Here is a 26,426-nt window from a genome sequence, read left to right as displayed (position 1 = left end):
CCCCCGAGGTTGGCGTCGCGAGGGTCCCGGAGTTTCACTCGCAGATCGTCGTCGACTCAGCGGCGGCGTTCAGCCGTCTCGGTCGACGAGCGGAAACTCGGCGACCGCTCCGTGCGGCAGGCAGTCCCTTCGACGCCGCTCGTCCGGACGACGAATCCCACAGAACTATGCTTGCAGACGACCGAAACGAGCGCATGCGAGGACTCACCAAAGTCAGTCGTAGCCGTGGAGCCATGGAACTCGTCGACTTGGAGCGACCGTCGCCCGGACCGGACGAGGCGCTGATCGAAGTGGACTACGCGGGACTCTGCGGGAGCGACGCTGGCATCTACGAGTTCGAGTCGGCGTTCGAGCGAATGGAGTTGCCGACGGTGATCGGCCACGAGTACACCGGGCAGGTCGTCGAGACCGGTCCAGATGTGACGCGCTTCGCTGTGGGTGATCGGGTCGTCGAGCGCCCCATCCGGGGTTGCGGTCACTGTTACCAGTGTCAACTGGGGGAGGAGAACGTCTGTCAGAACGCCGTGATCACGGGCGTCGACCACGACGGTGCGTACGAGGGGTACGTCGCGGTCCCCGAGACGGCTCTCCACTCCGTTCCCGAGGGGATGGACCCCAGACACGCGGCGCTGGTCGAACCGACGAGCATCGGTGCCCGCGCGGTGATCGAGAACTCTCGCGTCCGGCCGGGCGACCGCGTGTTCGTCGCCGGCCCCGGTCCTATCGGCCTCCTCACCGCACAGATCGCGCGATCGCAGGGCGGGGAGGTCGTGGTGGCCGGCGTCGGCTCCGACACCGCCTATCGCCTGCCGCTGGCCGACGAATTCGGCTTCCAGACGGTAAACGTCGAGGCCGACGACCTCGACTCGCGTCGCGACGAACTCACCGACGGGGTGGGTTACGACGTGGTGTTCGACACGACCGGCCACCCCTCGGGGCTGACCTCCGCCGTCGAGGAGGTTCGCAAGGGCGGGCAGATCGTCCTCGTCGGCCAGACCGGCGAGACCACGATGCCGTACTCGCCGCTCGTGCGTGCGGAGATCGACCTCCAGTGCTCCTACGCGTCGATGTTCGAGGACTTCGAGCGCTCACTCCGGCTGATCGCCTCGGGCGACGTCGACCACGCGACGTTCCTCGACGACCGGTTCAGCCTGCTCGAAGCCGACGAGGCGTTCGAGGCGTTCCTCGCCGGCGAAACCTGCAAACCAGTCTTCGACGTCTCCGTCCTCCGCGACTGAAAGGAACAGTGCGCGTCGGTCGCGCGAACTCGCTGGCCATCGAGTCCCACTCCTACGAACTCGGCTGGTGGGAGGACCTCGTCGAGGAGGACCTGGCGGAGGGTGCGCGATGATCGACGAGGCGTGAGACACCCCGGAGCTGCGAGGCTCGACTTCGCGCCGCCTCCCGACGTGTAGTCTCGTCGAGTCAGCGAACCCCGGTTCGGGCGGTTCGAGCCAGCGACTCTCGTTCTCGCGGTGGTGCGTCGCGCGACCGCGTGCGTCACGTGACCGCGTGCGCCCAAGCGACGAAGGACGGCGTTCGCCACACGGCGGGAGTGACTCTCGGCGGTCGATCGACGCGTTCGAAAGAAGACCAGCGGCGAGGCGTCTTCAGGCCAGCGGGAGGATCGACGAGAAGATCAGCGTACTCAGCAGGCCGCTGATGCCGATGAGAGTCGTCGCGACCGTCCACGTCTTGAGCGTCTCCGCCTGCGTGAGGCCGCCGATTTCCTTGACGATCCAGAAACCGCTGTCGTTGTACCACGAGCAGAACGACGCGCCCGCCCCGATGGACATCACCAGGTACGCGAGGTTGACGTCGAGACCGCTCGCGAGGGGAGCCATGATCCCCGCGGTGGTGACGATGGCGACCGTCGCCGACCCCTGGACGAGGCGGACGCCCGCCGCGATCAGCCACGCCGTCACGAGGAGGCCGAGGCCGACCTGCTCGAGACTGCTCGCGATGTACTCGCCGGCACCGGCGGCTTCGATCATCACACCGAACGCTCCACCGGCCGCAGTGATCGCGGCAATGTTACCGCCGCTCTTGAGCGCGTCGGTGAGTTCGTCGGAGAACGTGTCGCTGTCGATGTCGCTCATGCGGTAGTACGTGATCGCCGCCGCCATCGCGGCCACCGTCAGCGCGAGGTTCGGATCGCCGAAGAAGCCGGTGACCGAAGCGACCGCAGCGTCCTCGCCGAGGAACGTCGTCACGCCCGTGTCGGCGGTGACGAGGACGACCGCGAGCAGGATCGGCAGCAGCGACTCGAACACGCCAGGAAGTGCGCTGGTCGGGACCTCGTTCTGCTCTTCGAGTTCCTCGACGGTCGTGCCCATCGCGTCCCGGAGCGGGATGTTGAGCCGCCGGTTGATCCAGTAGCCGTAACCGAGCCCCGAGATCAGCGCCGTCGGCAGGCCGACCATGAGCCCGATAGCGATCGTCTCGCCTAAGTTGGCGCCGAACTCCTCGACGGCGAGGAGCGGTCCGGGCGTCGGCGGGACGAACCCGTGCGTGACGACCCCCGCGGCACCCACCGCGACGATGAACAGGGTGTAGTTCTCCCCCTGCCGCGACCGGGCCGAGCGGGCCAGCGGCGCGAGCAGGTAGAACACGTTGTCGAAGAACACGGGGATCGACATGAAGAAACTGCTACTGAACAGCGAGATCTCCATGTTGTCGTCGCCGAAGAGACTCGTGAACCCCCGGACGATGCGATTCGCCGCCCCGCTCTCGACCATCGCCTTCCCTATGATCGCCGCCATCAGGATCGGGATACCGATGCCGGCCATCCCGTCCCCGAAGGCCGTCGCGAACTCGGCTGGTACCTCCGCGAACGGGATCGACGGCGCGACGATTCCGACCACGAACCCGGCGATCACGAGCGAGACGAACGCTGGGAGGTCGAGGACGACCAGCAGCAAGACGATCGTTACGATCCCCGCGAACAGTGCGAGGAGCGGTGCCTCTCCACCCGTCTGTAGTAGTGTTGGAACGAACATCGCATCACTCTCTATCATTAGTTGGAACGAACATCGCATCACTCTCTATCATTAGTTGGAACGAACATCGCATCACTCTCTATCATTAATGTATTTTATTTTTTCTCTTTATTGCCCGTCATATCTGATGGTGTGTAAAGAAGCGAGGGGAGCGAGCGCACCCGGCCTCGGCTCACACCTCGACGACCGGGTTCGAGAGCTCACCGATCCGTCGATCGCGATCTGGACCTCGTCGCCGGGCCGGAGCGTGAAGTCGTCGTCGGGGACGTGCGAGGTGCCGGTGAGCGAGACGCCCAGTTCGGGGACGGCGTCGTGGGCGCAACCAGTACTCGACCAGTTTGTCGCACGTCTAGGCCATCTCTCCGATCGACGTCCGGCCGTCGTAGACGACCTCGCCGTCGCGCGGATCGATATTGACATCGACATCGATCGATCCTGGGGGTCTCCGAACCCGTCGAGTCGGGGTTTGACCGCCGTCAGATCGTACGCTGTCTCCCCGTCGACGGTGCCGCTGCGCCAACCTATATTACGGGTCTCTCCGAAGCACTAGCCATGGACATGACGTTGATGCTCCCACCGCACCCTGACCGTCGGTGGACTATCGCGAGCCAGCTCGGACTCTCGACGGCGGTTGTCCGCTTCTAGGGCGAGACGGAGTGGTGGACGTACGATTCACTGCGCAAGACGCGAAACCGCTTTGCCGACCACGGCCTCTCGCTGGACGTGGTCGAAGACAGGCCGCCGATGACGAAGACCGTGCTCGGCGAACCGGGACGCGACGCGGAGATAGAGACGGTCAAAGAACTGCTCCGGAACATGGGCCGGGCCGACATCGGCGTCTACTCGTGAGTCTGGACCGAGAACCCCGTCGGCGTGATTTGGATCGCCGACTCGTGCCGCTCAGAGGCGACTCGCGGACGACGGCGTACAGCCACGAGCAATCAGAGCGGGCGCCCGACTACCCAGTCGACGTCACCGAGGACGAACTGTGGGAGAATCTGGAGTACTTCCTCGACGAAGTGATCCCCGTCGCTGAGGAGGCGGGCGTCGACCCCGCGCTCCATCCGGACGACCCGCCCGTCGACTCCGCTCGGGGCATCCCCCGCCTCGTCAACTCCGTCGAGAACGTCCGACGCATCCTCGACCTCCACGACAGTCCGAACCACGGGCTGACGTTCTGTCAGGGGAACTTCTCAGCGATGGGCGCGGACGTCCCCGAGACCATCCGTCGATTCGGCGACCGCATCCACTTCGTCCACTTCCGCGACGTCGACGGAACCGCCTAGGAGTTCGTCGAGACGTGGCACGAGGAGGGCCAGACCGACATGCTCGCGGCGATGCGGGCGTACCGCGCCGCCGGCTTCGACGGGCCGATTCGCCCCGACCACGTCCCTAGGATGCTCGGCGAGGCGGATCGCGAGAACACGATGTCGGGATACACTAACATGGGACGGCTGTTCGCCGTCGGCTAAATGAAGGGACTGCTTGAGCAGACGGAGCAGTCGTAGCGGCCGACCCGAACTCGTCGTCGAACGACCAGAGACGAACTTTTAGTACGAAATCCAAACAGCGTTGTGTATGGGATTTCTCGACAGCAACTATCTACTGAAGTCAGCGGCGGCGGTCGACCTCGTCGGTACCTTCGTCGGCTGTCAGGCCGCGGCTCGGCAGATGATTGACCAGAGCGACGGCGGGGCGATTTTCAACGTTTCGTCGCTATGGGGGGCCACAGCCTCCAGCTGTGGTCGCCGTACTGCGCGTCGAAGGCTGGCGTGAACAACCTCACGCGGACACTCGCCGTCGAGTGGGCCGAACACGGCATCCACGTTTGCGCGCTCGCGCCCAGGTTCATCTGGACCGGGATCGCCGCCCAGACGTAGGGTCGGCCGGGTACACCAACGACGACATCCGTGACCGCACGCCACTGAATCGGTTCGGCACCGTCGAGGAGATGGCCGAGTGTGTACTCTTCTTGGTCGGACGAAACAACTTCGTCACCGGTGAGGTACTGTACGCCGATGGCGGCTGACAGGCGTACGGGTGAGGCTCGAGCGACCAGTGGGGGAAGAACCCGACCGCCGTACCGAACGCCGTCCTCGAAACACCAACTTCTCGGGGTGTCGCCTCTCTCCCCCGTGGATAGCCGATTCCACGCGTTCTCGACCTTCTCACTCGGGTCGACGACCCCGCTCCATACCGACTCGGTGCCACCAACGGCGTTCTCTATATAAGAATAAATTGTCGGGATTTCCGCCATAGTATTACGAACATAGTAATGTAAGGAAAAAAAGGTGACAGGCGCGAAAGTGGACGCGGTCCGGGGGTTCGAACGGGTAGCTTCATTCCATCCCGTTCCAGTATAGAGAATGAAAAGAATCAGTAGTTGATGTTGAGCTCTACTACGTTCGCCGCGCTCAGGACCCTGTCGGCCAGTTCGCCGTGGAGATCGTCGTCGCTGACGCGACTGGCGGGCGCGGAGACGCTTATCGAACCCAGCACCGTCCCCGAAGACGTCTTGACGGGGGCGGCGATGCAGCGGAGTCCCTCCAGGCGCTCGCCGTCGTCGATGGCGTACCCCCGTTCGCGGACGGCTTCGAGCGTCTCGAACAGTTCGTCGCGCGTCTCGATACTCTTGGACGTGATCGGTTCGAGGCCGCGCTGGTCGATTATCTCGTCGACCCGGGATTCCGGCAGATACGCGAGAATCGCTTTCCCGAGCGCCGTCGTGTGGAGGTACGTGCGGAGTCCCGCGTACGTGTCGAGGTTGACGGCTTGCTCACCTTTCGAGCGCATCAGGTAGACGCCCAGCCCCTGTTCTTCGACCAGAAGGTTAGCGAGTTCGCCGGTCTCGGCGGCGAGCGACTTGACCTCGGGTTCGGCGACCTGATAGAACTCCATCGACTTCCGAGTGCAACCCCCGATCTCGAGGAACTTCAACCCCACTCGGTACTCGTCGCCCGTCTTCAGAACGTAGCCGTGTTTCCGAAGCGTTGTCAGGTGGTTGTGCACGGCGCTCTTGCCCATGTCCAGGTTCTGCGCCAACTCGGTCACGCCGCACGGACCTTCCTCCATCAACGCTTCCACCAAGGCGAGCGTCTTCTCGGTGGTTCGCACCGGGTGTTTGGCGTCCATGATTGGTCGTTAACTATCTTTCAGGATAAGCGTTCTGGTCTAGAGAACACGGATGGGTGATTGGCGGACAGTAGTCCGCAGTCGACAGTCGCAAAACGCTGGTGCCTGTCGGACGTGACCAGTTGCCATGGAATCCTCGAAACCCATGCTCCCCGGCTTTTCACCGGGATTCGAGTGTCTGTCGCGTCGGCGGTAGTAGTCAGTTCATCGCAACCGCGACGACCTGCGCGGCCGTTCCGCGCCTACACGGACACCTCGTCCGGCGAGAGATCTCTGAATCGCGCACCGAACTCGTCGTTCGCGTGGCCGTCCAGTGCCGTGACCGCGTCCGTCATTCCGGAGCAGTGTGCGTCGTCATCCTTGATTCGTCCGGTAACGTATGTCCGGACGAACGATTCGGCACCGGTCACCCTGGACGGGTAGAGCACCGGTGCGAGTGCAGCCGCCGTCTCGACGACGGCGGTACGCCCGTCGTCGATCTCACCGCCGTCGTTCGAATCAGTCCCTCGATCACCGTCAATTGCGACGAGATACGTGCCACTACCGACGACACCCGTGGCTGCGAGCGCCGCTATAGCGTCTCGCCGTGTCAGCTCCATAGCCAACTCGTTAGACGAACTTATCGAGGAACGGGAGTAGCGGATGTACTACGCCTACAAGTATCGTCTCAAGCCGTCCGACGCCCACCGCGAGGAGTTGGACCGTCACCGCGATATTTGCAGGCAACTATACAACCACGCTCTCTACCGCTTTAACCAAATCCCCAAGGACGTAGCCACGCTCAATCAACGCGTTCGGTCCATCCGAGACGAAATTCCGGCCCTGAAAGACTGGTGGGATGGACTCTCGGACGTGTACTCGACAGTTCTGCAAACAGCGGTCATGCGAATTGAGCAGAACGTCAAAGCACTCGGGAAACTCAAACAGAACGGGTACGGCGTCGGTCAACTCAAGTGGAAGCCACCACGCGAGTTCCGTAGTTTCACGTACAGTCAATCCGGCTTCAAGCTCGACAAGAAGGGCGGTCGGACGCTACTGTGCCTCTCGAAACTCGGCGACATACCGATACGGCTCCACCGCGAGATCCCCGACGACGCGACGCTCAAGCAGGTCACGCTCAAGAAGGAACCGACCGGCGAGTGGTTCGCTACCTTCGGCGTCGAACGCGACCGTGAGCCGCCGAAGAAGCCCGAGAATCCCGAGCAGTGCGTCGGTATCGACGTGGGGATTCTCACGTACGCTCACGACACGGACGGTCACGCCGTCGGGTCACTCGACCTTTCCGATGAACGCGAGCGACTTGAACGCGAGCAACGGAAGCTCTCTCGAAAGGAATACGGGTCGAACAACTACGAGAAGCAACGGGTGGTCGTCGCCCGCTGTCACGACCGTATCAAGCGAAAGCGCCGCGACTTCCTGCACAAGCTTTCGGACTACTACGCTCGGGAATACGACCTGGTAACGGTCGAAGACTTGAACGCGAAGGGGTTGATGGAACTCCCATCCAACAGCCGCAACCGGGCGTCGGCGTCATGGGGGACGTTCCTTCGGATGCTCGAATACAAGTGCGAACGCGAAGGCACGCACTTCGTCGAAGTCGATCCACGTGGAACGACCAAAGAGTGCGCGTCTTGTGGCGTTTCGAGCGAGAAACCTCCGTGGGTGCGCGAGCACTCGTGTCCGTCGTGCGGGTTCGAAGCGGACAGGGACGCGAACGCTGCATGGAATATTCTTTTCCGCGGACTCGCCGATATAGGAGTGGATCACTCCGAATCAACGCCTGTGGAGACTGCGCTCCCTGTGGACACCGTTGTGTCTGCAAAGGGCGTCTTGGAAGCAGGAAGCCCCGCCCTCAAAGAAGCCGCGAAGCGGCTGAGTAGGGCGGGGTAGTTCACTGAGGAGCATTGAACCAGGCAGCGAAGGATTGGAGCCAATTTTCAGCGGTTTGTGGCTCAACGTAGCTGAAACAGTTTGAGAACGAGGAGGTTCGTCGCTTGAACTCTCGAAAGATTCGTTCGATGGCGTCCCGATTTCCCGTTCGTTCGGGATGAAATCGAAGTCCAGATCTGGTCAACGCGGTTTGGAGGTGTTGAACGCCATCGACCAGAAACACGGCGGATTCGACATCGTGTTTCTGGCGGAGTTCGTGCAGAAAGATCTCGGTTAACGCGGTCGTTGTTGTGGGAAACAGCCGGAGATGCAGTCGTTCTCAGACAGACGGTCGTACGTGGGTACCGATCCGTCTCGACACTGGGTCATTTCACATGTTTGCCTACCGAAGACAGCTTCCACGCAGAAATAGTACGATCGACGCTATCAGTCGTCGGCGACCGGCTGGGCGGTGCGCTGGGCCTCGGCGAGGATGTTCGTCCCGTCCTCGGGGTGGAAGAGGTGGAGGTTCTCCTCGTCGAACGTGATGAACACCTCCTTGTTCTCCTCGGGCTTGACGTCGCCGGGGACTCGAACGCGGCACTCGTCGTCCCCGACCTGGAAGTAGAGGTAGTTGTCGGAGCCGACGGGTTCGAGCACGTCGAGGTACGCGCTGATGTCGTTGGGACCGCTGCCGTCGGCCAAGTAGATGTCCTCGGGACGGATACCCATCACGAGTTCGTCACCGTCGTCGACGTACTGGCGGACGCGATTGATGATCTCCGAGGAGAGTTCGTACTCGAAGTCAGGACCGACGAGCGTCGACCCGTTGAACAAGACGTTGAAGGTGTTCATCGACGGACTTCCGATGAAGTCGGCGACGAAGAGGTTGGTCGGGTGGTTGTAGATCTCGTCGGGAGTTCCCACCTGCTGGATCTCGCCCATGTCGAAGATAGCAACGCGGTCGGACATCGTCATCGCCTCCTCCTGGTCGTGGGTGACGTAGATGATCGTCGTTTCCAAGTCCTCGTGGATGCGCTGAATCTCTGTCCGCATGTGCATCCGAAGTTTCGCGTCAAGGTTGCTGAGCGGCTCGTCCATCAGGAACACCTCAGGGTCGCGGACGATGGCGCGCCCGGTCGCTACGCGCTGTTGCTGGCCGCCGGAGAGGCTGCCGGGCTTCTTGTCGAGCTGGTCGGAGATGCCCATCATGTCGGCGGCCTCCTCAACGCGCTCGTTGATCTCGGCTTTCCCCAGGTCCGTCGTCAGTTTCAGCCCGTAGGCCATGTTCTTCCGGGCGGTCATGTGGGGGTACAGCGCGTAGTTTTGGAACACCATCGCCGTTCCGCGGTCCTGCGGGCTGACGTCGTTGACCACACGGTCACCGATGCTGATCGTCCCGTCGGTGATACTCTCCAGCCCGGCGATCATTCGCAGCAACGTCGACTTCCCCGAACCCGAGGGACCGACGATGGTCATGAACTCGCCGTCCTGGATGTCCAGATCGATGTCGTCGACGGCGAGAATGTCGTTGCCGCCATCGTCGTAAACCTTTGATACGTTCTCGATGGTAACCTTACTCATACCCCAACTATTGCCGAGGTGATTTAAAAACGTTTTCGTGCTTGGGAACCGATCGCCGGAGCCACAGGTCATAAGTAGGAAATCATGAATCCGCGCCACTCCGCCATCGCTCGAAGACGTATGCAGGGAACGATCCGACGGGAACCAGAGGCATATACATTAGTTGCGGTATAGTACTAGTCTATTTTACGAACTTCCCAAGCTTCCATGCCACAACGACAGCAACCTTTATTAACATTAGGGCTAATCCGGTAGTGATGCCAACTAGTAGCAGTGACAGTAGTAGTGGTCCTAACCGTGAGTCGAACCGGCGAACGACTAAAGAGAGCCGTAGCCGTCGTCGATTCCTACAAGCAGCGGGCGTGACTGGTATCGCAAGTCTCGCCGGCTGTTTCGGCCTCGGCGGCGGTGGCGGCGGTGGCGGTAACGGCGGCAGCGGCGGCGACATGGAGCTGTCGTACTGGACCATGTTCGGGGGAGGCGACGGGAAGGTCATGAAGGCGATTATCGACCGGTTCAACGAGGAACAACCCCTCGGCGACAAGATCACGATCAACCGGCAGCGGGCCCCGTGGGACGACCACTACGACCGGCTGTTCACATCCATGACGGGCGGCGAGGCGCCGGACATGGTCATCTCGCACGCGACGTACCTGCGTCGCTTCCAGGATACGCTGATGACCATCGACGACTACGTCACGTCGGACGACTACGTCCAGTCGATCCTCGATTCGTGCATGCTCGACGGTAGTCAGTACGCAATCCCGATTGACTCACACCCGCTCGGGCTGTACTACAACATGGACGTTCTGAACGAGGCCGGCGTCAAGCCCCCGTTCGAGAACTTCGGTGAGTTCGAGGAGGCCTGCAACGCGATTCTCGAGAACACCGACGCCAAGCCGTTCAGTCCCGACCCGTACTGGGGTAATGGCGGCGGTTTCCGCCAGTACTTCATGGCGCTCAACCAGATGGGCGGGAGCATGTTCAACGACGATTACACCGAAGCCACCTTCGGGGACGACGTGGGACTCGAGGCGCTCGAGTACATCGTCAGCATCTCCGGCGAGCGCGACTGGGACGAGCCCGACATCTCCGATGACCGGGTCGAGCAGAGCTTCCGGAACGGAAACATCGCGATGACGGTCAACGGCACCTGGTTCGTCACCGTCTTGGGCGACCAGGACTACGAGTGGGGCTTCCAGAAGCCGCACTGGGTCCCGAACGCGGAGCAACTGGTGACGACGGCCGACAGCCACACGATCGTCTTTCCGAATCAGGAGGGCGCTAGCGAAGAGCGTATCCAGGCCTCCGTCGAGGCCGCGGAGTGGATCGCCCAAGAGAACCCCGAGTGGGGCGCGGAGGCGGGTCACCTGCCGGCGTACAACCCGATTCTCAACGGTGACGAACTACAGGAGGCCGACATCTGGGACAAGACACTCAAGAAATTCATGGAGATGGCGGAGGACGACCAGCTCGCCTACTGGCCCCAGCTTCCGAATGCGGACATGTTCGCCCAGAGTAACTGGACGTGGTTCACCGACGCTTACTCCCACAGTACTGCGCCCAAGGACGCACTAAAGCAGGGCGTCGAGACGTGGAACAACCAGCTGTCGTGAGCACACCAGTTTACGTACACAATGTCTGTTACTGACCGATTCGACGGGATAAAGGGGGTAATCAGTTCTGACAATCGCTCGCGCAAGGAGCTAATCGAGGGCATCCTCTTCTCGCTTCCCTATCTCGTCATCTTCGGCGTCTTTCTCCTGTACCCCCTGGTAATGGGCGGGTACATGAGCCTGTTCGACTGGAACGCCATCGATCCGACCCAGTCGGTGTTCATCGGCTTCGAGAACTACCAGCAGCTCATGAACGATTCGGACTTCTGGAACGCCCTGCGGAACACCGGGTACTTCACACTGCTCACCGTCCCCTCTATCGTCGTGGTCGCGCTGAGCCTCGCGCTCGGCGTCAACCGCGACATCAAGGGGAAGGGCCTGCTCCGGGCCATCTTCTTCAGCCCGTACATCCTGACCGTCTCCGTGACGGCGGTGGTCTGGGTCGACCTGTACTCGACCCAGTACGGGATGATCAACCACTACCTCGGGATGGTCATGGAGAACCCGCCCCAGTGGCTCCAGACTCGGCTCACTGCGATGCCCGCCATCGCGATGACGACCGTCTGGTGGCTCGTCGGGTTCAGCTTCGTCATCCTGCTGTCTGCCCGCCAGAGCGTCCCGGACTACCTCTACGAGGCGGCCAAACTCGACGGCGCGGGAACCTGGCGACAGTTTAGGGACGTCACCGTCCCCCAGATCAGACACGCCATCTTCTTCGTCGTCATTATCAACATCATTTGGGCGTTCCAGGTGTACGGACAGCCGTACGTGATGACCTCGGGCGGTCCGGGCAGTACGACGGAGACGCTCGTCATGTACCTCTACGAGTCGGCGTTCGCCCAGCGGAACTTCGGCTACGCCGCCGCCATTGGGTACGTCCTGACGGGCATCCTCGTGATGGTGTCCATCGCGAACTACTACCTCCTCGGAGGCGACAATGAGTGACTCATCAGCCACGGAAAATCGGTTCGAATCGTTCACGGTCGGCGACGTCTCCCTGCGGAACGTCGGCGTCCACGTCGTCATGTACGGCGCGGCGCTGCTGTTCGTGGTGCCGTACCTCTACATGATCACGACGTCCTTGCAGACCCAGCAGCAGGCCGTCGCCGAGGGGATGCACTGGATCCCGGACCCGATTACGTTCGCCGCGTTCACGGACCTGTTGACCCAGTCACTGATCGCGCAGTGGGCGATCAACACGCTCATCATCGCGTCGGTGACGACGCTGCTCGTGTTGCTCGTCGACTCGATGATCGCCTTCGCCCTGACCAGGCTCGACTGGCCCGGACAGCGTTACGTCCTGGCCCTGATCATCGCGAGCTTCATGGTCCCGGGCTTCGTCAACATCATCCCGCTGTACATCCTCATCTCGGATCTCGGGCTGTTGAACAACTACGCCGCCGTCATCCTGCCGTTCGCGGCGGGACCGCTCGGCGTATTCCTCCTGGCCCAGTTCTTCCGGGACCTGCCCTATGAACTTCAGGAGGCCGCACAGCTCGACGGCTTCTCGAACCTGCGGATCTACACCCACCTGATCCTGCCGCTCTCGAAGTCGATCCTGACGGCGCTCGCGCTGTTCATCTTCGTCTGGAGCTGGAACCAGTTCCTCTGGCCGCTGATCGTGCTCCAGAGCGAGGCAGCCTACACGCTGCCCATCGGGATCGTCGTGCTCCGGGACAACTTCACCTACCAGCCGGCGGTGACGATGGCGTCGGCGCTGATCGCGTCCGGACCGCTGTTCATCCTGTTCCTGTTGCTACAGGACCAGCTCATGTCCGCCGTCGAGATGCAAGGGGTAACATAGTTAACGCCCCGTCCCATTGCTCCGCGTCATGAGGGACGCGGACTCGAAATCGGTCTATCGCTCGTTCATCGCCGCGACGCGCTTCTTCTACGAGTACGGTCCGCGAATGGTCCTGCTGAGCGTCGCCTGGTTCGTCTGCTCGCTCCCGCTGATCACGGTCGGGCCGGCGACGCTCGGAGCCTACGCCGCAGTCGTCTCACTCCGGGAGACGTACGCCTTCGACCGGGAGCGGGTCGTCTCGGTCCTGAAGCGCCACGGCGTCTCGACGGCGCTGCTCTCCGGCGTCCCGCTCGTCCTCGCGGTCGTCTCCGTGCTGTACGCCCTGGAGTACTTCGTGAGTCCGTCGACGTTCTTGCTCGTCCTCTCGGTCGGATCGGCCTACGCCGCCGCGTACACGGCGCTCGTCCTCGTACCGACGTTCGTCGGCCTGGCCACGGGCGGTGATCTCGAATCGTCCGTCCGGGCCGGGTTTCGCTGGACGAGCGCGAACGCCGTTGGCGCCGTCACGCTCGCGATGGCGACGGTCGTCGCCTTCCTCGTCGCCGGCCTGCTGACCATCGCGTTCGCGCTCGTCTTCGCCGGATTCGCCGCCGCGTTCCACGTCCACGTCCTCCTTGAACCGCCCGAGCACGAGCAGGCAACCGAGCAAGACCAGTCGATCTACGCGTCAGCCGACGGCACCCGGGGTGCGAACTGACTAGTCTCGGTCGCCGGACCACCCGTCGCCGGACCGCCTGCGCCGGATCACCTGCCGCCAACCGCCGCGACCGGTTATTTTATAATCTGCCTGGATCAGTTCTACCTGTATGACAGACGCGAGCGTCACTGTCCACACAGAGGCTGGTATCGACCGGATCGAACCCGAACTGCACGGTCACTTCTCCGAACATCTCGGACGGTGCATCTACGACGGCATCTGGCACAGCCAGTCCGCGGACGGTGACGGGTTCCGCGAGGACGTCATGACACTGCTCTCGGACCTGGAGATGCCGGTGCTGCGCTGGCCCGGCGGCTGTTTCGCCGACGACTACCACTGGGAGGACGGCGTCGGTCCCCGCGAGGACCGTCCACGCCGCCGCAATCTTTTCTGGTCCCAGGACCGCTCGGAGGCACCTGAAGAGCCCAACACGTTTGGGACCGACGAGTTCTTGGAGTTCTGCGAACGCGTGGGGACGCAGCCGTACCTGGCGACCAACGTCGGCTCCGGCGACCCGCAGGAGGCGGCCGACTGGGTCGAGTACGCCTGCTACGACGGCGACACCGAACTCGCGAATCGCCGTCGCGAGAACGGACGCGACGAACCCTACGAGGTCCCCTACTGGGGTATCGGGAACGAGAACTGGGGCTGTGGCGGCCGGATGTCGCCCGAGCAGTACGCCCGCGAGTACCGTCGGTTCGCAACCTACGTCGGGTCCATGGACAACCTCATGGTCGACGACGACCTCGAACTGATCGCGTGCGGATTCAAGGACCACGAGTGGAACCACCGCTTCATGGAGGAGGTCGGCCAGTCGAGCTGGGGCGTCGAGTTCCCCCTCGACCACCTCACGCTGCACCACTACTACGGCCGGACGATGTCCGTCGCGGAGGCAGACGAGAACGACTACGACCAGTTCCTCGTCGAGGCCCTCGAGATGGAGGACCACATCGAGCGCATCGCCGCGACTATCGACGCCTTCGCCACCACCCGCGACATCGGCGTCATCATTGACGAGTGGGGCGCCTGGCACACCGAGGCCGTCGCCGAGAGCGGGCTCGAACAGCCGGGGACCGTCGTCGACGCCTTATCGGCCGCGGCTGTCCTCGACGTCTTCAACGACCACGCCGACGTGATGACGATGTCCAACATCGCCCAGACGGTCAACGTCCTCCAGTGTCTGGTTGAGACGGAGGGTGACGAGGCGTGGGCGCGCCCAACTTACCACGTCTTCGACCTGTACGCGCCCCACAAGGGTAACGAGGCCGTCCAGACGTCCGTCGAGGCGCCCACCCGCAACGTCGGCGATGACGAACTGCCGCTCGTTGGCGCCTCGGCCTCTGTCAGCGATGACGGCGAGACGTACGTCACCGTGACGAACCTGGACACCCGCAGTACGCACACCGTCGAAATCGGCATCGGGGGCGACGACGTGGCTGACGTGGACGCGAAAGTCCTGTTCGAGGATCAGGAGCCCGACCTCGTCGTCGACGCCGACAACGCTGACGAGTTCACCGCCGCCGACCTCGACGTCAGCGTCGAGGACGGCGTCCTGACCACGGAACTGGAACCGTCAACGGTTGCCGGCATCTCGATCCAGTAACCCGACCGACATCCGACCTCCTTTCGCACGCATTGACGTCCACTTTTCCGTCGACATTCGACCGTTCGCGGCGCCGCAGTTGCGGCCGGCAGGTCGAATTAACTAACTCGATAGACGAATGGCGCGTGACATCGACGTATCCGACCGCCTCGCACTCGTAATAGGTACCGGAGGCGATAACGGGAAGGCGCTTGCCGGAAAGATCGCGGACAAGGGGGCGACCGTCATCGTCCGCCAGCGACTACGCCAACGGACACGAACTCTGGGTCGATGACGGACAGTTTCTCATTGTCAGCGGATAAAATGACTCCCGGTAGCGACGACCTCATCGGTTCCGTTCTACCAAGTGTACCCACGACGGTAGCGATGATGTTTTCAGGGGTCCCGAGAACGTACGGGAGACCATGCCCCAGTTCGACGAGCAGCCGAGGGTGACAGCCCGGCTTGACGGCGAGTGGACGTTCGTGACGGACCCCGATGGCGCCGGCGACGAACGCGGTTTCCAGGGTCCGGACACGGACTGGCCGGCCGATGCCGAGGTGGTGTCCGTCCCCCACGCCTGGCAAGAAGAGAGGACCTATCGTGAGTACACCGGGACGGCGTGGTACCGAACGACCGCCGAGTGCGACGGCACCGGATAGCGCACCTTCCTTCGGTTCCGGGCCGTCGTCTACGTCGAGGGCAAACTCGAACAGACGCTCCCGCCGTACTCGCTCGTCGGCGTCGCTATCTAACTCGGGCGGATACTCGGCGGAGACCGCGGCACACGCGGCGGTACCGCTCGGATCGAACGAGAACGGATGTCCTTTCTCGTCCCGTCCGCCCGGGACCGCGGTCCCGGGAGATGTTTCCGAGGTGAGAACGGCGCGTCGGTTCGGGATCTCGTTCGAGGACGCGCCCGCACCGACCGGTTCTCCCACGAGCAGCGCGACCGGCCTCCAGATCGCGGGTGGAGATCCAGGGCGATCGAGGCGGCGATCGGAGGAAAACCGATCGATCCGAACGCGCGCCGGACGACGAATTCGAACGTGCCGAGACCACCCACGCCTCGTCGGGGCGCGATAGGGACGACGCACTCGAGGCGCTCGCTGCGCGCGCGGAAGTCGATCGGTCCACGCGTCCGGCGAGCGATCCGTTCTTCATATGAGAACGAAAAGCGAGGCCACGGCGGGACGAGACGGCCGTAGAACGGACGGCCGCTCGTCCGGATTCCTGTAAGGACGCGAAAACGGAACAGTTGACGATGTTTCGTTCCGCGAAAGCGGTTTTGCGACGCCACCGCCTACCCGTGACAGGCCCAATTCTGTAAGCCACGCCGAACGAATGGAGCGAGCGTCGCCGACGAACGACCGACGTTACCTTGCGATGGGCCGCTGCTCTCACCTGACGAACGAAGCGCTCGATCGATCGGAACGGAGCCACCCGCCTTCGAGTTCTGTGTGTCAGAACAAAGGGGACGAACCGAGCGTTCGGATTCGGGGGATGTACGAGTCCGTGACAGAGATAGCGCCGTAATATGACAGACGATCGGTCGCCGAGGGCCCTCAGAAGCGCGAGTAGCTCACGTTCAGCTCCAGTTCGTTCGAAATGTCGAGCAGCAGGTCGGCGATCCGCGTCTCGCGGTCGACGTTCTGGAGCCGATACGTGGGCCCGGCGACGCTCAACGCGCCGAGGACATCGCCGTCAGTGTCCGTAATCGGGACGGCGATCGCCTTAAGTCCCTTGATGTAGCCCTCGTCGGCGGCGAGATACCCGGTGGTCGCGGTCGACGACCGCGGCGAATCGGTGTTCGAACCGCAGTGGTACTACGAAACCGCGCCGGATCAGGCCGAGCGGCTGCTCGATCTCGACGTCGCGGACGAGCTGTCGGCTAAGGGCGTCCCGCTGTCGGCGGCGAGCCCCCTCGCGAAGATACTCGCGCTACGCGAGCGGCACCCTGGGCGCTTCGACGAGATCAAGTGGATCCTGGGCCCCGCGACGTGGCTCCTCTACCGTCTCCGGTACCCGGGCGGAGAGCGGTGGACCGACCTCGAAACCGACTGGACGAACGCGCTCAAGTTCGGCGCAGACGTCACCGGAACGACGCCGGGCTGGTTCGAGCCGTTCTTCGACGCCGTCGACGTGTCGACAGACCTGTTCCCGACGATTCGACCGCCCGGAACGTCCATTGAACGCGCGGAAAACGAGACGGCGGCGGACGTCGGTCTGGCGGACGCGGAGCTGTATCAAGGGCTCACGGACGGCAACGCCTCCGTGCTCGCTGCCGGCTGTCTGCAACCCGGTGACTGCAGCATCGTCTGCGGCTCCACGAGCGTCGTCAAGTACGTCTCCGATCGCGTCAACCCCCACGAGGCGCTGTACTACCACCGGCACCCGATCGAGGGCTATCTCCCCGGGGCGGCGTTCGACACGGGCGTCGTCCTGCGTTGGTTCTGCACGCACGTGCTCGGCGTGAGCGAAGCGCGCGGGCTCGAACTGGCGCGATCGATCGACGCGGGCGACGAACCGCGCGCGTACCTGCAGGGGAATCGGAGCCTCTTTTTCGACCCCGAGATGGGGACGGCGGTGTTCGACCTCTGACCGACGGGCGACCACTCGCCGGAGGTGACGCGTGGTCGCCTCGTTCGCGGGATCGCGACCGCGATCGCGCTCTCGGAGTACACCTACTTTCCGCTCCTCGAAGAGCACTTCGGGCGGGACCTCGACCGGATTCGCCTGGTGAGCGGCGGGGAGCTGGGAAGCGACGACCCGTTCAGCTGGTGGAACACGCTCAGGGCGTCGGTCTGGGATCGCGAGGTTGTGAAGATGGAGCCGCGGACGACGGTCGGGGCACTCGTTCCGGCCGCGCTCGCCGCGTCCGTGTACGCCGACGTCGACGAGGCCAGTGATCGGTTGTTGCGCTCGCACGGACAGGTACCGCCGGACGAGCACCTCCGCGATGCGTACGCGCCGGCCAAAGACGAGTTCGCGGACGAGTGACGGGCGGTGAACGACCTGTATCGGCAGTTGGGTCGGTGACGAACGCTTCGCCGCGTCAGCGGAGGGTCGAAGTCGCCGTCGCGGAGTCGCGCCGCGTTAGTGATTCTGGCCGTAACCCGCGAACTTGGCCTGGAGGCGTTCGATCTCCTCGTCCGGGATGACAGTCGGTTCGCCGATCGCCCGCGCCTGAAAGTGAATCCGCGCGCAGTATTCGACCATCAGCGCCGTTTCGAACGCCGACGCGACGTCGTCGCCGACGGCGAGGACGCCATGGTTTTCCAGCAAGCAGGCGTCGTATTCGTCGCCGAGCGTCTCGACGGCGGCTGCGCCGAGCGCTTCAGTGCCGTAGGTCTCGTACGGCGCGACCGGCACCCGATCGCCGGCGAACGCGATGAGGTAATGTGACGCCTCGATGGGTTCGCTGATGCTCGCGAAGGTGCTCGCGTACGGCGAGTGGTTGTGGACGACGCCGCCCACGTCGTCGCGCTCGCGGTACACTTGCGCGTGCATCGAGTGCTCCGCCGACGGCTTCAGCGAGCCGAACACCTGCGTGCCGTCGAAATCGAGGATCGGAACGTCGTCGTCGGCGATCTCCTCGTACGGGACGCCCGAAGGACTGATCGCCATGTACTCGTCGTCGACGAGGGCGCTGATGTTCCCACCGGTTCCCTTTGTGAGCCCCTGATCGAGCATCTTCACGCCGTAGTCGCTTATCGATTCGCGCGCGTTTCGCCCGTCGGATGGATCGAACTCCTGATTACTCATGTGTCGTGTGGATTGGTGTGGTGTCGTACTGCTTTCGTCGATTCCGTCGGTTGTGGCCGCAAGACGTCGTCATGGGAGCGCCTCGTTGTTCGCGACGTGGATCGGCTCTTCCCCCGAGAGCAGCGCCTCGATGTCGTCGACGAGCATCTCCGAGTGTCGTTCGACGACCTCCGCCGCCGCCCCGGCGAGGTGTGGCGTCGTGACGACGTTGTCGAGTTCGAGCAGCGGGTGGTCGTCCGGAATCGGCTCCATGTCGTACACGTCGAGCGCGGCACCGCCGAGTTTCCCGGAGCGGAGCGCTTCGAGCAGCGCGTCCTGATCGACGATGGCACCGCGCGCGTTGTTGATGAAGTACGCGCCGTCTTTCATCATCTCGAACTCGTCTGCCCCGATGAGACCGCGCGTTCCGTCGGTGACTGGGACGTGAAGGGTCACGATGTCACTTTGCCGGAGAAGTTCGTCGAGATCGACCTTCTTGGTATCGTACTCTGCCATCGACGCCGCGTCGATGTAGGGATCGTACCCGAGAGGGTCAACTTCGAAGCCTCGCGCGCGCTTTGCGACCTCCCGTCCGACGGCGCCCATGCCGACGATTCCGACGGTCTTCCCGCTCAATTCGCGCCCCTTGAGCGTCACGTACGGCGAGTCTCGTCCCATCCCCCACGTGACGTCTTCGCGATTTCCGCCGGTCGCCGCGTCGGCGCGGGGGCTACCGGTGTACGTCCCGGTGTGGAGCAAATGGTGGCCGAGCGCGATGTTTCGCATCACGCCGAGAATCTGTCCCCACGTGAAGTCGCCGACGCTGACCGCATTCCGGCCCGGCGCGTAGAGAACCGGGATGCCCCGCTCTGTCGCGGCGTCGATGTCGACGTTCGCGTCAGGTCCGCCGCGGGGACAGGCGATGATCTTCAAATTCTCGGCTTCCGCGACGACACGCTCCGGGACACCCTCGTACCCGACGACGAGGATGTCGACGGGGCGAACGAGTTCCAAGAACTCATCCTCGGGAAGCCGCCCATCGCGATTGGCGATGGGCGCGTACTCGACGTCGATCCCCAGATCCTCTCGCAGTCGATCGAGCGCTCGTGGATCGAAGTTCGCTGTTACCAGTGCTTTCATAGTGTCGTGTATCAGTCGTCGTACGGCCGAGGCGATCGTCGTCTCTCGCGAACCGGACGGCTTTCCCGTCTCTCCGAGGCCGCAGACGGCGATTGCCGCTCGCCGTGCCGGCCGGTCCCGTGATCGAGACATGCAGTACCACACCGCATGATGCGTCGACCGGGGTCATATATTTATCGGGGGTGCAGAATACCGGGGATATTCTCCGATTCAGGCGAATTCAATACTGGGATGATTGATCATCATCAATCATGGAGCAGGTACTCATCGGCGTAGACGCCGGTACGACTATGATCAAGACCGTCGCCTTCTCGCCCGACGGCGACGCGATCCACCGGAGTAGCGTTGCAAACGCGGTGAAACGCCCCGAGTCGGGGTGGGCGGAGCAGTCGATGGTGACGACGTGGAAGAAGACCGCCCAGACGATAAGCGAGGTCGTTGACGAGCTGGACGACTCGTCCAAGGTCGCCGCGCTGGGCGTCACCGCCCAGGGCGACGGCTGCTGGCTCGTCGACGCCGACGGAGCGCCCGTTCGGCCGGCGATCCTCTGGTCTGACGGCCGCGCGGGCGAGTACGTCCGGGAGTGGCAGACAGAAGGGATCACGGATCGGGTGTACGACGTCTGTGGAGGCACACAGTTCCCGGGGAGTAGCCTTGTCATCCTCCGCTGGCTCCGAGAGCACGACCCAGAGAGCTACGAGGCGGCGGACACCGTCTTCTTCTGCAAGGACTGGCTGAAGTACAAACTCACGGGCGAGCTCACGACCGACCTCAGCGACGCGTCCCTCCCGTATCTCGACGTCGAGACGGGCGAGTACGCCGACGAGGTACTCGACGCCGTCGGGATGCCCGAGGTGGCCGACATGCGGCCGCCGTTAGCGGAAGGGACGGCGGTCGTCGGCGAGATCACGGACGCCGCCGCCATCGAGACGGGACTCGACGTGGGAACGCCGGTTGTCTCCGGGTTTATCGACGTCGCCGCGTCGGCGTTCGGGAGCGGCGCGGCCCTGCCAGGCGACGGGTCATCCGTCGTCGGGACGACGTCGCTGAACCAGACGATCCTCGACGAACCGCCGTCGGACGGCGCGCGGGCCGGCATCACGCTCGCGCTCGGGGAGGGCCTGTGGACGAAGTTTATGGCCTCGATGACCGGGACGCCGAACCTCGACTGGGCCATCGAGGAGATCATGGACAAGAGCGCCTTCAACCTCGTCGAAGAAGAGGTTGAGTCGATCCCGATCGGCTCCGACGGCGTCCTCTACCACCCATTTCTCAGCTCGGCCGGCGAACGTGCGCCGTTCATCAACCCGAACGCCCGCGCACAGTTCATGGGCCTGACCCAGGAGCACACGCAGGCGCACCTCGTTCGCGCGGTGTACGAGGGGATCTCGCTCGCCATGCGCGACTGCTACTCGCACCTCCCGTACGACGCCGACGAGATCTACCTCAGCGGCGGCGGGGCCAACTCCGACTTCTGGTGTCAGATGTTCGCTGACTGCCTGAACGCCACGATCGTCGTGCCGCGGGGGTCAGAATTCGGCGCGAAGGGTGCGGCGCTACTCGCCGGCGTCGGCGTCGGCGCGTACGGCGACCTCCCAAGCGCCGTCGAGGAGACGTCCGCCGTCGAGCGGTCCTTCGAACCGCGACCGGAGAAGGTCCAACAGTACCGCCGGTGGTACGACGTATACAGAGACGCCTACGAGGCGACATTCGACGTGTGGGACGAGCGGTCGGAGGCCCTCGCCGACCTGCGGTACATGTCCGGGTCCGGCCCCTACCAGCCGAAGAAGAAGTCTGTGACCGGGAAGGACACGGCCGGTGGTGGCTGAGCGCCGTCCCGTGGATTATTTGTCTTCGCCGCTCCACGCCCATGCATGGAGAGCAGAGACACAGTCGCGATCGAGGCCGTACGGACAGGGGCAGCGTACGCGAGCGAGCACTTCCGATCGGATCTCGCTGTCGAGCAGAAGTCAAGCAAGACGGATGTCGTCACGGAGATCGACCGATCAACCCAGCACCGAATCATCTCGGCAATCGACGAGTACTTCCCCAACGACGCGATCGTCGGAGAGGAAGAAGACGAGCGCAAAACCGTTCCCGAAGATGGATACGCGTGGATCATCGATCCGATCGACGGGACACAAAACTACGTCCGGGGCATTCGGGCATGGGTGACGAGCGTCGCGGTCGTCCGTGATGGTGAACCAATCAATGCAATCAACGCTGCTCCAGCGCTTTGCGACCATTACCGCGCTACGCCGGACGGCACGACGCGTAATGGATGGTCAATCTCGGTTAGCACCCGAACCGACCCGGAGACGTTCGCCGTCGCACCAACACTTCGGTGGACGCGCGCGAACAGTGCAACCGTCGGTGCGCTCGCCGACGAGATCGTTAATCGATTCGGTGAACTCCGGCGGATCGGCTCTGCCCAACTTACACTTTCCCTCGTCGCGAGCGGTGCTATCGACGCCGTTGTCGCGTTCGATCCGGAACCGAATCCGTGGGATACCGTCGCCGGTGCGTACCTCATTGATCGGGCGGGCGGTACCGTGACCGATGTTCACGGAGACGAGTGGACCCCACATAGTCGCGGCCTCGTCGCTTCGAATGGCGAGGCGCACGACGCCCTGCTCGACGCGGTGCGCACCGCGACCGATCGGTCGTCCGTTGACGAACAGTAACCGGCGAAAGTCCAATTATTTCCCTTATCGGATCGTGCGTCATCATCGTTCATACCGTTGAATAGAAAACACACGCTTTCAGAATGATGCTTTCGGCCCCCAAATCATTGGGTTTTTATCGTTCACTAGCAAGACAATATACAGGGGTCAAGACGACCAGAAGTACTTGGTCAGATGAGTACCAATCGTTCGATCGATAACGGAGATTTTCGTTTACCGCATTCCGTGATCGATCGCTTATGATTTCTCTAGAGAAAAAGCAGCGAGAGTTCCACGGGTCACCTGACCCGTGGATGAATCGCGTCCGCTCACCGCCCACCCGCAAGGATTACGGGATTGCGCGCCGGTATTTCGTACGGAAGCCACCGTTACCAACCTCTCAAAATCCCGCTGCAACAAACCGGGTGAGACGAGTGGTGTCGGGTGGTGAGTGAAGCCGCCGACCCTCACGGGTTGGTGAGGTCGCCGTCGGACGGAAGTGGCGATACGACCGACCACACCAAATCGGGTGTTCTCGATCCCATGCAACCGCCGAACGGCGGAAGCGCGAGGGGAAGTACATCCGCCTGCGGTGATGTAGTCCGCATTGGACCCACAGCCAAGATGGCAAAGCCACGGGTCACCAGACCCGTGGTACTTCACGCGGTGCCTCTCTTATCACTCTAAAAGTAGGCGGGCGACGCCGTCGGCAGGGAGATGAGCCAGAGGCTGATCGCTGTATAAGCGATCATCACCGCCACGAAGGGGTACTGACTCCGAATCGCTTGCAAGCGACTGGGGAACAGGTCGTATGCGGCAGAGTGGGTCACCCAGACCGCGAGAAAGTGACCCATGAGGACGAATGCGATACCCAGCGCGCCGAACCAGCCGGGCAGCGTCAGGACGAGCGGATTAGATGGCGGCTGAAACGGCGACACGAGCGCCGCGGCGAGAGAAGGGCTCAGTGAGACGAAGAAGCCGAAGTAGTGCGCGAGGTGGTAGCCGGCGGCGATCGCGAGAATCGAGGGGGCGAACCGGAGCGCGAGCGTCTCGGCCGTGAGGTACGTCGCAATCGACCGGACGGCGACGCGCGAGGCGGCAACGTACGCCGCGAGGAAAGCCGCGTAGCCGCCGAGAAAGAGCGCGAGGTACACCGCGATCGGCGGGAGACCGACGTCGACGAACGCGTTGACGAAGGCGACACCGACCGTCGTCGTGACGAACCCGCTGAACGTGAGTTCCCAGACGAGCGCGATGACGAACGCGATGTCGTCAAACCCGTCGACGACGCCGTCTTCGACGAGTCGCATCCCCGGGAGGCGAAGCGAGAGCCCCCGTTCGTCGCGGACCAGCAGGGCGACCTGCCCGTACAGCCGGAAGAGAACGGCGATCGGATCGGCATTTTCGAACCAGGGCCTCGGACCGAACGCCAGCGCGCCGACCATCGTCAGGATGGAGTATCCGACGATCGCCCAGGCGAGCGCGGCGGGGCGCGTCGTGACCCCCGTCGTCGTCTCGACCCAGACGAGCGCGAGCAGTCCCGCGACCGCGGGCCACCGGCCGACTCGTCGGGGGTATTCGACGAATCCGTGCGGGAGGCGCTCTGTCAGAGCGCGCCACGGGTTCAGCGCCGGCCAGACGTTTCCGAGCAGATATGTCGCCATCGTGAGCCCCGCACGGAGGCCGACGAAGACGAAGACGATCGCGAAGTTCACCGTCGGCACTTGCGGACCAGCGATGCCCCAGTAAACCACGAGACCGAGAACGACCAGCGCGAACGCGCGGAGGACGGTCACCGCCGTCCGCGGCGCGCGATCCGCGGTAAGGTCCCGTCGCCAGCCGTGGACGCGTCGGATGAACGCCCGATCCGTGACGAAGCTCGCGAGCAGCGCGGACACGCCGATCGTCGCCCCGCCGGTGGTGACGTACAACCACCGCGGCACGTCGAGGGAGCTACCCGACGCGTCTTGCAGGCCGACGGCGGCGTTGCTCGCGGCGACTACTTCGATCAAGGTCAGAAAACCCATGCCGAAAAGCGCGTACAGAAAGAACCGTCGAAAAGCCCGAACGAGACACGTTCTGGCGTGGGACATCACGTCGATAGCTTCGCGAGGATGGGTTATGTAGCCGTCGGAACCGTCCCGCGATCCGACTCGCGACGCGCATCGAGTGACACTAACATAAAATTTTGTATTACATTCTACCGGTCAATATAAGAACGAGTTATTAAATATTGCCTATTAAAGACGTCATAGATATTATCTCCCGACGTTTACCATCTTCATTATAACGACGGGTACAGCCGTATCCGCCCCGAAGGAAATGAGAGAAATAGTCAATCGACGTAAGTTTATCGCAGCGCTCGGTGCCGCGGGCGCGGCGTCGTTCGCGGGATGCGCCGGGTCGGGAGGTGAGACTCCATCGAACGAGGAGACGCCCGGTTCGGACGACGACTCGACGGGGACCGATGGCGAGCAGCCAGGAGGGGAGTCCCCGTTCACGCGCGGCGAACTCGTCGAGGACTTCGAAGACTTCGAGAACGCCAACTGGGGGATGATCCGCGGCGATGCCACGTCCGATTCGAACGAGGTGTACGCCGGCTCCCAATCGCTCAGTCTCGAGAACAAGAACGGCGAAGTCGCCGGAATCTACAAAGCATTTCCGGAGGGCTTGGATCTCACGAAGCACGATCTATCGCTCGCGGTTAAACTCGACAAGCCAGCCGCCGGCTACGTCGCGGCTGAAATCATCGCCCCCGCGCGCAGCGACATGCTCACCAGTCGGCGCTACATCCCTCAGGAACTGAACGGCTGGGTCCGCATCGACTTCGGATACACCGAGCGTCGGGGCGAGCCGATTATGAGGGGCGTTCAGGAACTCCGCCTCATGGTGCTTTCAGACGAGGGAACGGCGATCCAAGCTCGGATCGACGATCTACGGCGGATCCCCAAGCCAGAGAAAGGGAAGGTCATCTTCCAGTTCGACGACAACCACATCTCGCAGTACGAGACCGCCTTCGACATCCTCAAAAAGGAAGATATGCCCGGAAGCGTCGGCGTTATCCCCGACTCGGTCGGCTACACCGACAAGCTCACGGACGGCCACATGCGCGAGATGCGCGACGCGGGCTGGGACATGATGGCCCACCCGCAGTCGAGCGAACCGCTCCCGGCCTACCCGGCGGACAAGCAGCGCGAGATGATTCAGAGCGCGAAGCGCTACCTTGAGCTCAAGGGGTTTCCGGACGGCGCGCGACACTTCGTCGCGCCGTACAACCGCGTGAGCAACGAGACGCTCGACATCGTGAGCGAGTTCCACGAGACCGGGTTTCTCCAGGGCGCGTGTCCCAACAACGCCGTCGCGCCGAGTTCGATGCACACGATCTCGCGCGTGAACGGCGAGGACGTCGAGGGCGTCCAGCAGATCCTCAACATCGCCGAAGATACCGGGCAGATGGTTGTCATCGCGTATCACGACATCGGCGACGGCGACGACTACGAGACGACGACCGATCAATTCGAATCCATCGTGAACCACGTTGCCGGGCAGGACATCGACGTCGTTACGCCCACCCAGTTCCTCGACGGCGAGTAACG

The 26,426-nt window shown here is 63.1% G+C and carries 24 protein-coding genes and 2 pseudogenes; 17 read left to right on the top strand and 9 right to left on the bottom strand.

From position 1 onward, the window contains the following. Window positions 1-194 precede the first annotated feature (194 nt). A complete protein-coding gene (locus C3L37_RS15080; RefSeq protein ID WP_129115589.1) occupies window positions 195-1,238 on the top strand; it encodes a zinc-dependent alcohol dehydrogenase in 1,044 nt (347 codons plus the stop codon). A gap of 372 nt (window positions 1,239-1,610) precedes the next feature. Here the strand turns inward: C3L37_RS15080 and C3L37_RS15075 are convergent, their stop codons facing one another. After that, a complete protein-coding gene (locus C3L37_RS15075) occupies window positions 1,611-3,017 on the bottom strand; it encodes a GntP family permease (RefSeq protein ID WP_228546256.1) in 1,407 nt (468 codons plus the stop codon). Window positions 3,018-3,126: 109 nt separating this feature from the next. On the opposite strand from C3L37_RS15075, the gene C3L37_RS24405 reads away from it, so the two are divergent. The 4 genes and pseudogenes from C3L37_RS24405 to C3L37_RS25800 all read left to right on the top strand — a co-directional run bounded on the left by C3L37_RS24405 (window position 3,127) and on the right by C3L37_RS25800 (window position 5,028). Then, window positions 3,127-3,549: a hypothetical protein gene (locus C3L37_RS24405; RefSeq protein WP_164974762.1), complete on the top strand. Its 423-nt coding sequence runs from the start codon at window positions 3,127-3,129 to the stop codon at window positions 3,547-3,549. 2 nt (window positions 3,550-3,551) lie between these two features. Further along, window positions 3,552-4,471: pseudogene (locus C3L37_RS24920) on the top strand (mannonate dehydratase). Window positions 4,472-4,717: 246 nt separating this feature from the next. Then, complete coding sequence (locus C3L37_RS25805) at window positions 4,718-4,879, top strand: SDR family NAD(P)-dependent oxidoreductase (RefSeq protein ID WP_394345797.1); 162 nt, start codon at window positions 4,718-4,720, stop codon at window positions 4,877-4,879. Between the two features lie 71 nt (window positions 4,880-4,950). Continuing rightward, entirely contained in the window at window positions 4,951-5,028 is a 78-nt protein-coding gene (locus C3L37_RS25800; RefSeq protein WP_394345800.1) for a hypothetical protein, read from the top strand. Between the two features lie 347 nt (window positions 5,029-5,375). Here the strand turns inward: C3L37_RS25800 and xacR are convergent, their stop codons facing one another. Beyond that, window positions 5,376-6,131, bottom strand: a complete 756-nt coding sequence (gene xacR, locus C3L37_RS15055) for an HTH-type transcriptional regulator XacR (protein ID WP_129115433.1) — start codon at window positions 6,129-6,131, stop codon at window positions 5,376-5,378. Window positions 6,132-6,373: 242 nt separating this feature from the next. Further along, window positions 6,374-6,736, bottom strand: a complete 363-nt coding sequence (locus C3L37_RS15050) for a hypothetical protein (protein WP_129115432.1) — start codon at window positions 6,734-6,736, stop codon at window positions 6,374-6,376. A gap of 37 nt (window positions 6,737-6,773) precedes the next feature. Between C3L37_RS15050 and C3L37_RS15045 the strand changes: the two genes are divergently transcribed. Beyond that, complete coding sequence (locus C3L37_RS15045; RefSeq protein WP_129115431.1) at window positions 6,774-8,021, top strand: RNA-guided endonuclease InsQ/TnpB family protein; 1,248 nt, start codon at window positions 6,774-6,776, stop codon at window positions 8,019-8,021. A gap of 1 nt (window position 8,022) precedes the next feature. On the opposite strand, the pseudogene C3L37_RS15040 reads toward C3L37_RS15045, so the two are convergent. Together C3L37_RS15040 and C3L37_RS15035 are read right to left on the bottom strand one after the other, a co-directional pair. Further along, window positions 8,023-8,334 (bottom strand): annotated as a pseudogene (locus tag C3L37_RS15040) (IS6 family transposase); the annotation flags it as partial. A 113-nt stretch (window positions 8,335-8,447) separates the two neighbouring features. Beyond that, window positions 8,448-9,584 carry an ABC transporter ATP-binding protein gene (locus C3L37_RS15035; RefSeq protein WP_129115430.1) on the bottom strand — a complete coding sequence of 379 codons (1,137 nt, stop codon included), beginning with the start codon at window positions 9,582-9,584 and terminating at the stop codon, window positions 8,448-8,450. A gap of 362 nt (window positions 9,585-9,946) precedes the next feature. Here C3L37_RS15035 and C3L37_RS15030 point away from each other — a divergent pair, with 362 nt between their 5' ends. The 6 genes from C3L37_RS15030 to C3L37_RS15005 all read left to right on the top strand — a co-directional run bounded on the left by C3L37_RS15030 (window position 9,947) and on the right by C3L37_RS15005 (window position 15,945). Then, window positions 9,947-11,200 carry an extracellular solute-binding protein gene (locus C3L37_RS15030; RefSeq protein ID WP_164974761.1) on the top strand — a complete coding sequence of 418 codons (1,254 nt, stop codon included), beginning with the start codon at window positions 9,947-9,949 and terminating at the stop codon, window positions 11,198-11,200. A gap of 21 nt (window positions 11,201-11,221) precedes the next feature. Next, a complete protein-coding gene (locus C3L37_RS15025; RefSeq protein WP_129115428.1) occupies window positions 11,222-12,145 on the top strand; it encodes a carbohydrate ABC transporter permease in 924 nt (307 codons plus the stop codon). Then, window positions 12,138-13,004, top strand: a complete 867-nt coding sequence (locus C3L37_RS15020) for a carbohydrate ABC transporter permease (RefSeq protein ID WP_129115427.1) — start codon at window positions 12,138-12,140, stop codon at window positions 13,002-13,004. The genes C3L37_RS15025 and C3L37_RS15020 overlap by 8 nt, the downstream gene beginning before the upstream one ends. A 28-nt stretch (window positions 13,005-13,032) precedes the next feature. Beyond that, a complete protein-coding gene (locus C3L37_RS15015) occupies window positions 13,033-13,701 on the top strand; it encodes a hypothetical protein (RefSeq protein ID WP_129115426.1) in 669 nt (222 codons plus the stop codon). 109 nt (window positions 13,702-13,810) lie between these two features. After that, entirely contained in the window at window positions 13,811-15,304 is a 1,494-nt protein-coding gene (locus C3L37_RS15010) for an alpha-N-arabinofuranosidase (protein ID WP_129115425.1), read from the top strand. Window positions 15,305-15,708: 404 nt separating this feature from the next. Next, on the top strand, window positions 15,709-15,945 hold the full coding sequence (locus C3L37_RS15005) for a hypothetical protein (RefSeq protein WP_129115424.1): 237 nt from the start codon (window positions 15,709-15,711) through the stop codon (window positions 15,943-15,945). Window positions 15,946-16,848: 903 nt separating this feature from the next. Here C3L37_RS15005 and C3L37_RS15000 read toward each other — a convergent pair. Further along, window positions 16,849-17,013, bottom strand: coding sequence for an IclR family transcriptional regulator domain-containing protein (locus tag C3L37_RS15000; RefSeq protein WP_267195329.1), 165 nt, complete (start codon window positions 17,011-17,013; stop codon window positions 16,849-16,851). A 46-nt stretch (window positions 17,014-17,059) separates the two neighbouring features. On the opposite strand from C3L37_RS15000, the gene C3L37_RS14995 reads away from it, so the two are divergent. Next, a complete protein-coding gene (locus C3L37_RS14995; RefSeq protein WP_129115422.1) occupies window positions 17,060-17,884 on the top strand; it encodes a hypothetical protein in 825 nt (274 codons plus the stop codon). A gap of 24 nt (window positions 17,885-17,908) precedes the next feature. Further along, window positions 17,909-18,283, top strand: coding sequence for a hypothetical protein (locus C3L37_RS14990; RefSeq protein WP_129115421.1), 375 nt, complete (start codon window positions 17,909-17,911; stop codon window positions 18,281-18,283). Window positions 18,284-18,379: 96 nt separating this feature from the next. On the opposite strand, the gene C3L37_RS14985 is transcribed toward C3L37_RS14990, so the two are convergent. Both C3L37_RS14985 and C3L37_RS14980 read right to left on the bottom strand, forming a co-directional pair. Then, entirely contained in the window at window positions 18,380-19,048 is a 669-nt protein-coding gene (locus C3L37_RS14985; protein ID WP_129115420.1) for a class II aldolase/adducin family protein, read from the bottom strand. A gap of 69 nt (window positions 19,049-19,117) precedes the next feature. Beyond that, on the bottom strand, window positions 19,118-20,167 hold the full coding sequence (locus C3L37_RS14980) for a 2-hydroxyacid dehydrogenase (protein ID WP_129115419.1): 1,050 nt from the start codon (window positions 20,165-20,167) through the stop codon (window positions 19,118-19,120). Window positions 20,168-20,418: 251 nt separating this feature from the next. Here C3L37_RS14980 and C3L37_RS14975 point away from each other — a divergent pair, with 251 nt between their 5' ends. Both C3L37_RS14975 and C3L37_RS14970 read left to right on the top strand, forming a co-directional pair. Beyond that, complete coding sequence (locus tag C3L37_RS14975; RefSeq protein WP_129115418.1) at window positions 20,419-21,996, top strand: FGGY-family carbohydrate kinase; 1,578 nt, start codon at window positions 20,419-20,421, stop codon at window positions 21,994-21,996. A gap of 45 nt (window positions 21,997-22,041) precedes the next feature. Next, entirely contained in the window at window positions 22,042-22,851 is an 810-nt protein-coding gene (locus C3L37_RS14970; protein WP_129115417.1) for an inositol monophosphatase family protein, read from the top strand. Window positions 22,852-23,513: 662 nt separating this feature from the next. Here the strand turns inward: C3L37_RS14970 and C3L37_RS14965 are convergent. After that, window positions 23,514-24,857: a hypothetical protein gene (locus C3L37_RS14965; protein ID WP_228546254.1), complete on the bottom strand. Its 1,344-nt coding sequence runs from the start codon at window positions 24,855-24,857 to the stop codon at window positions 23,514-23,516. Window positions 24,858-25,152: 295 nt separating this feature from the next. Here C3L37_RS14965 and C3L37_RS14960 point away from each other — a divergent pair, with 295 nt between their 5' ends. Continuing rightward, the gene (locus tag C3L37_RS14960) at window positions 25,153-26,424 is read left to right on the top strand and encodes a polysaccharide deacetylase family protein (RefSeq protein WP_129115416.1); all 1,272 of its coding nucleotides are present in this window, start codon (window positions 25,153-25,155) and stop codon (window positions 26,422-26,424) included. Window positions 26,425-26,426 lie beyond the last annotated feature (2 nt).

The organism is Halegenticoccus tardaugens, from assembly GCF_004116405.1.
In the GTDB taxonomy this organism is placed as follows: domain Archaea; phylum Halobacteriota; class Halobacteria; order Halobacteriales; family Haloferacaceae; genus Halegenticoccus; species Halegenticoccus tardaugens.
This window is presented reverse-complemented; position numbering and strand designations above follow the sequence as displayed.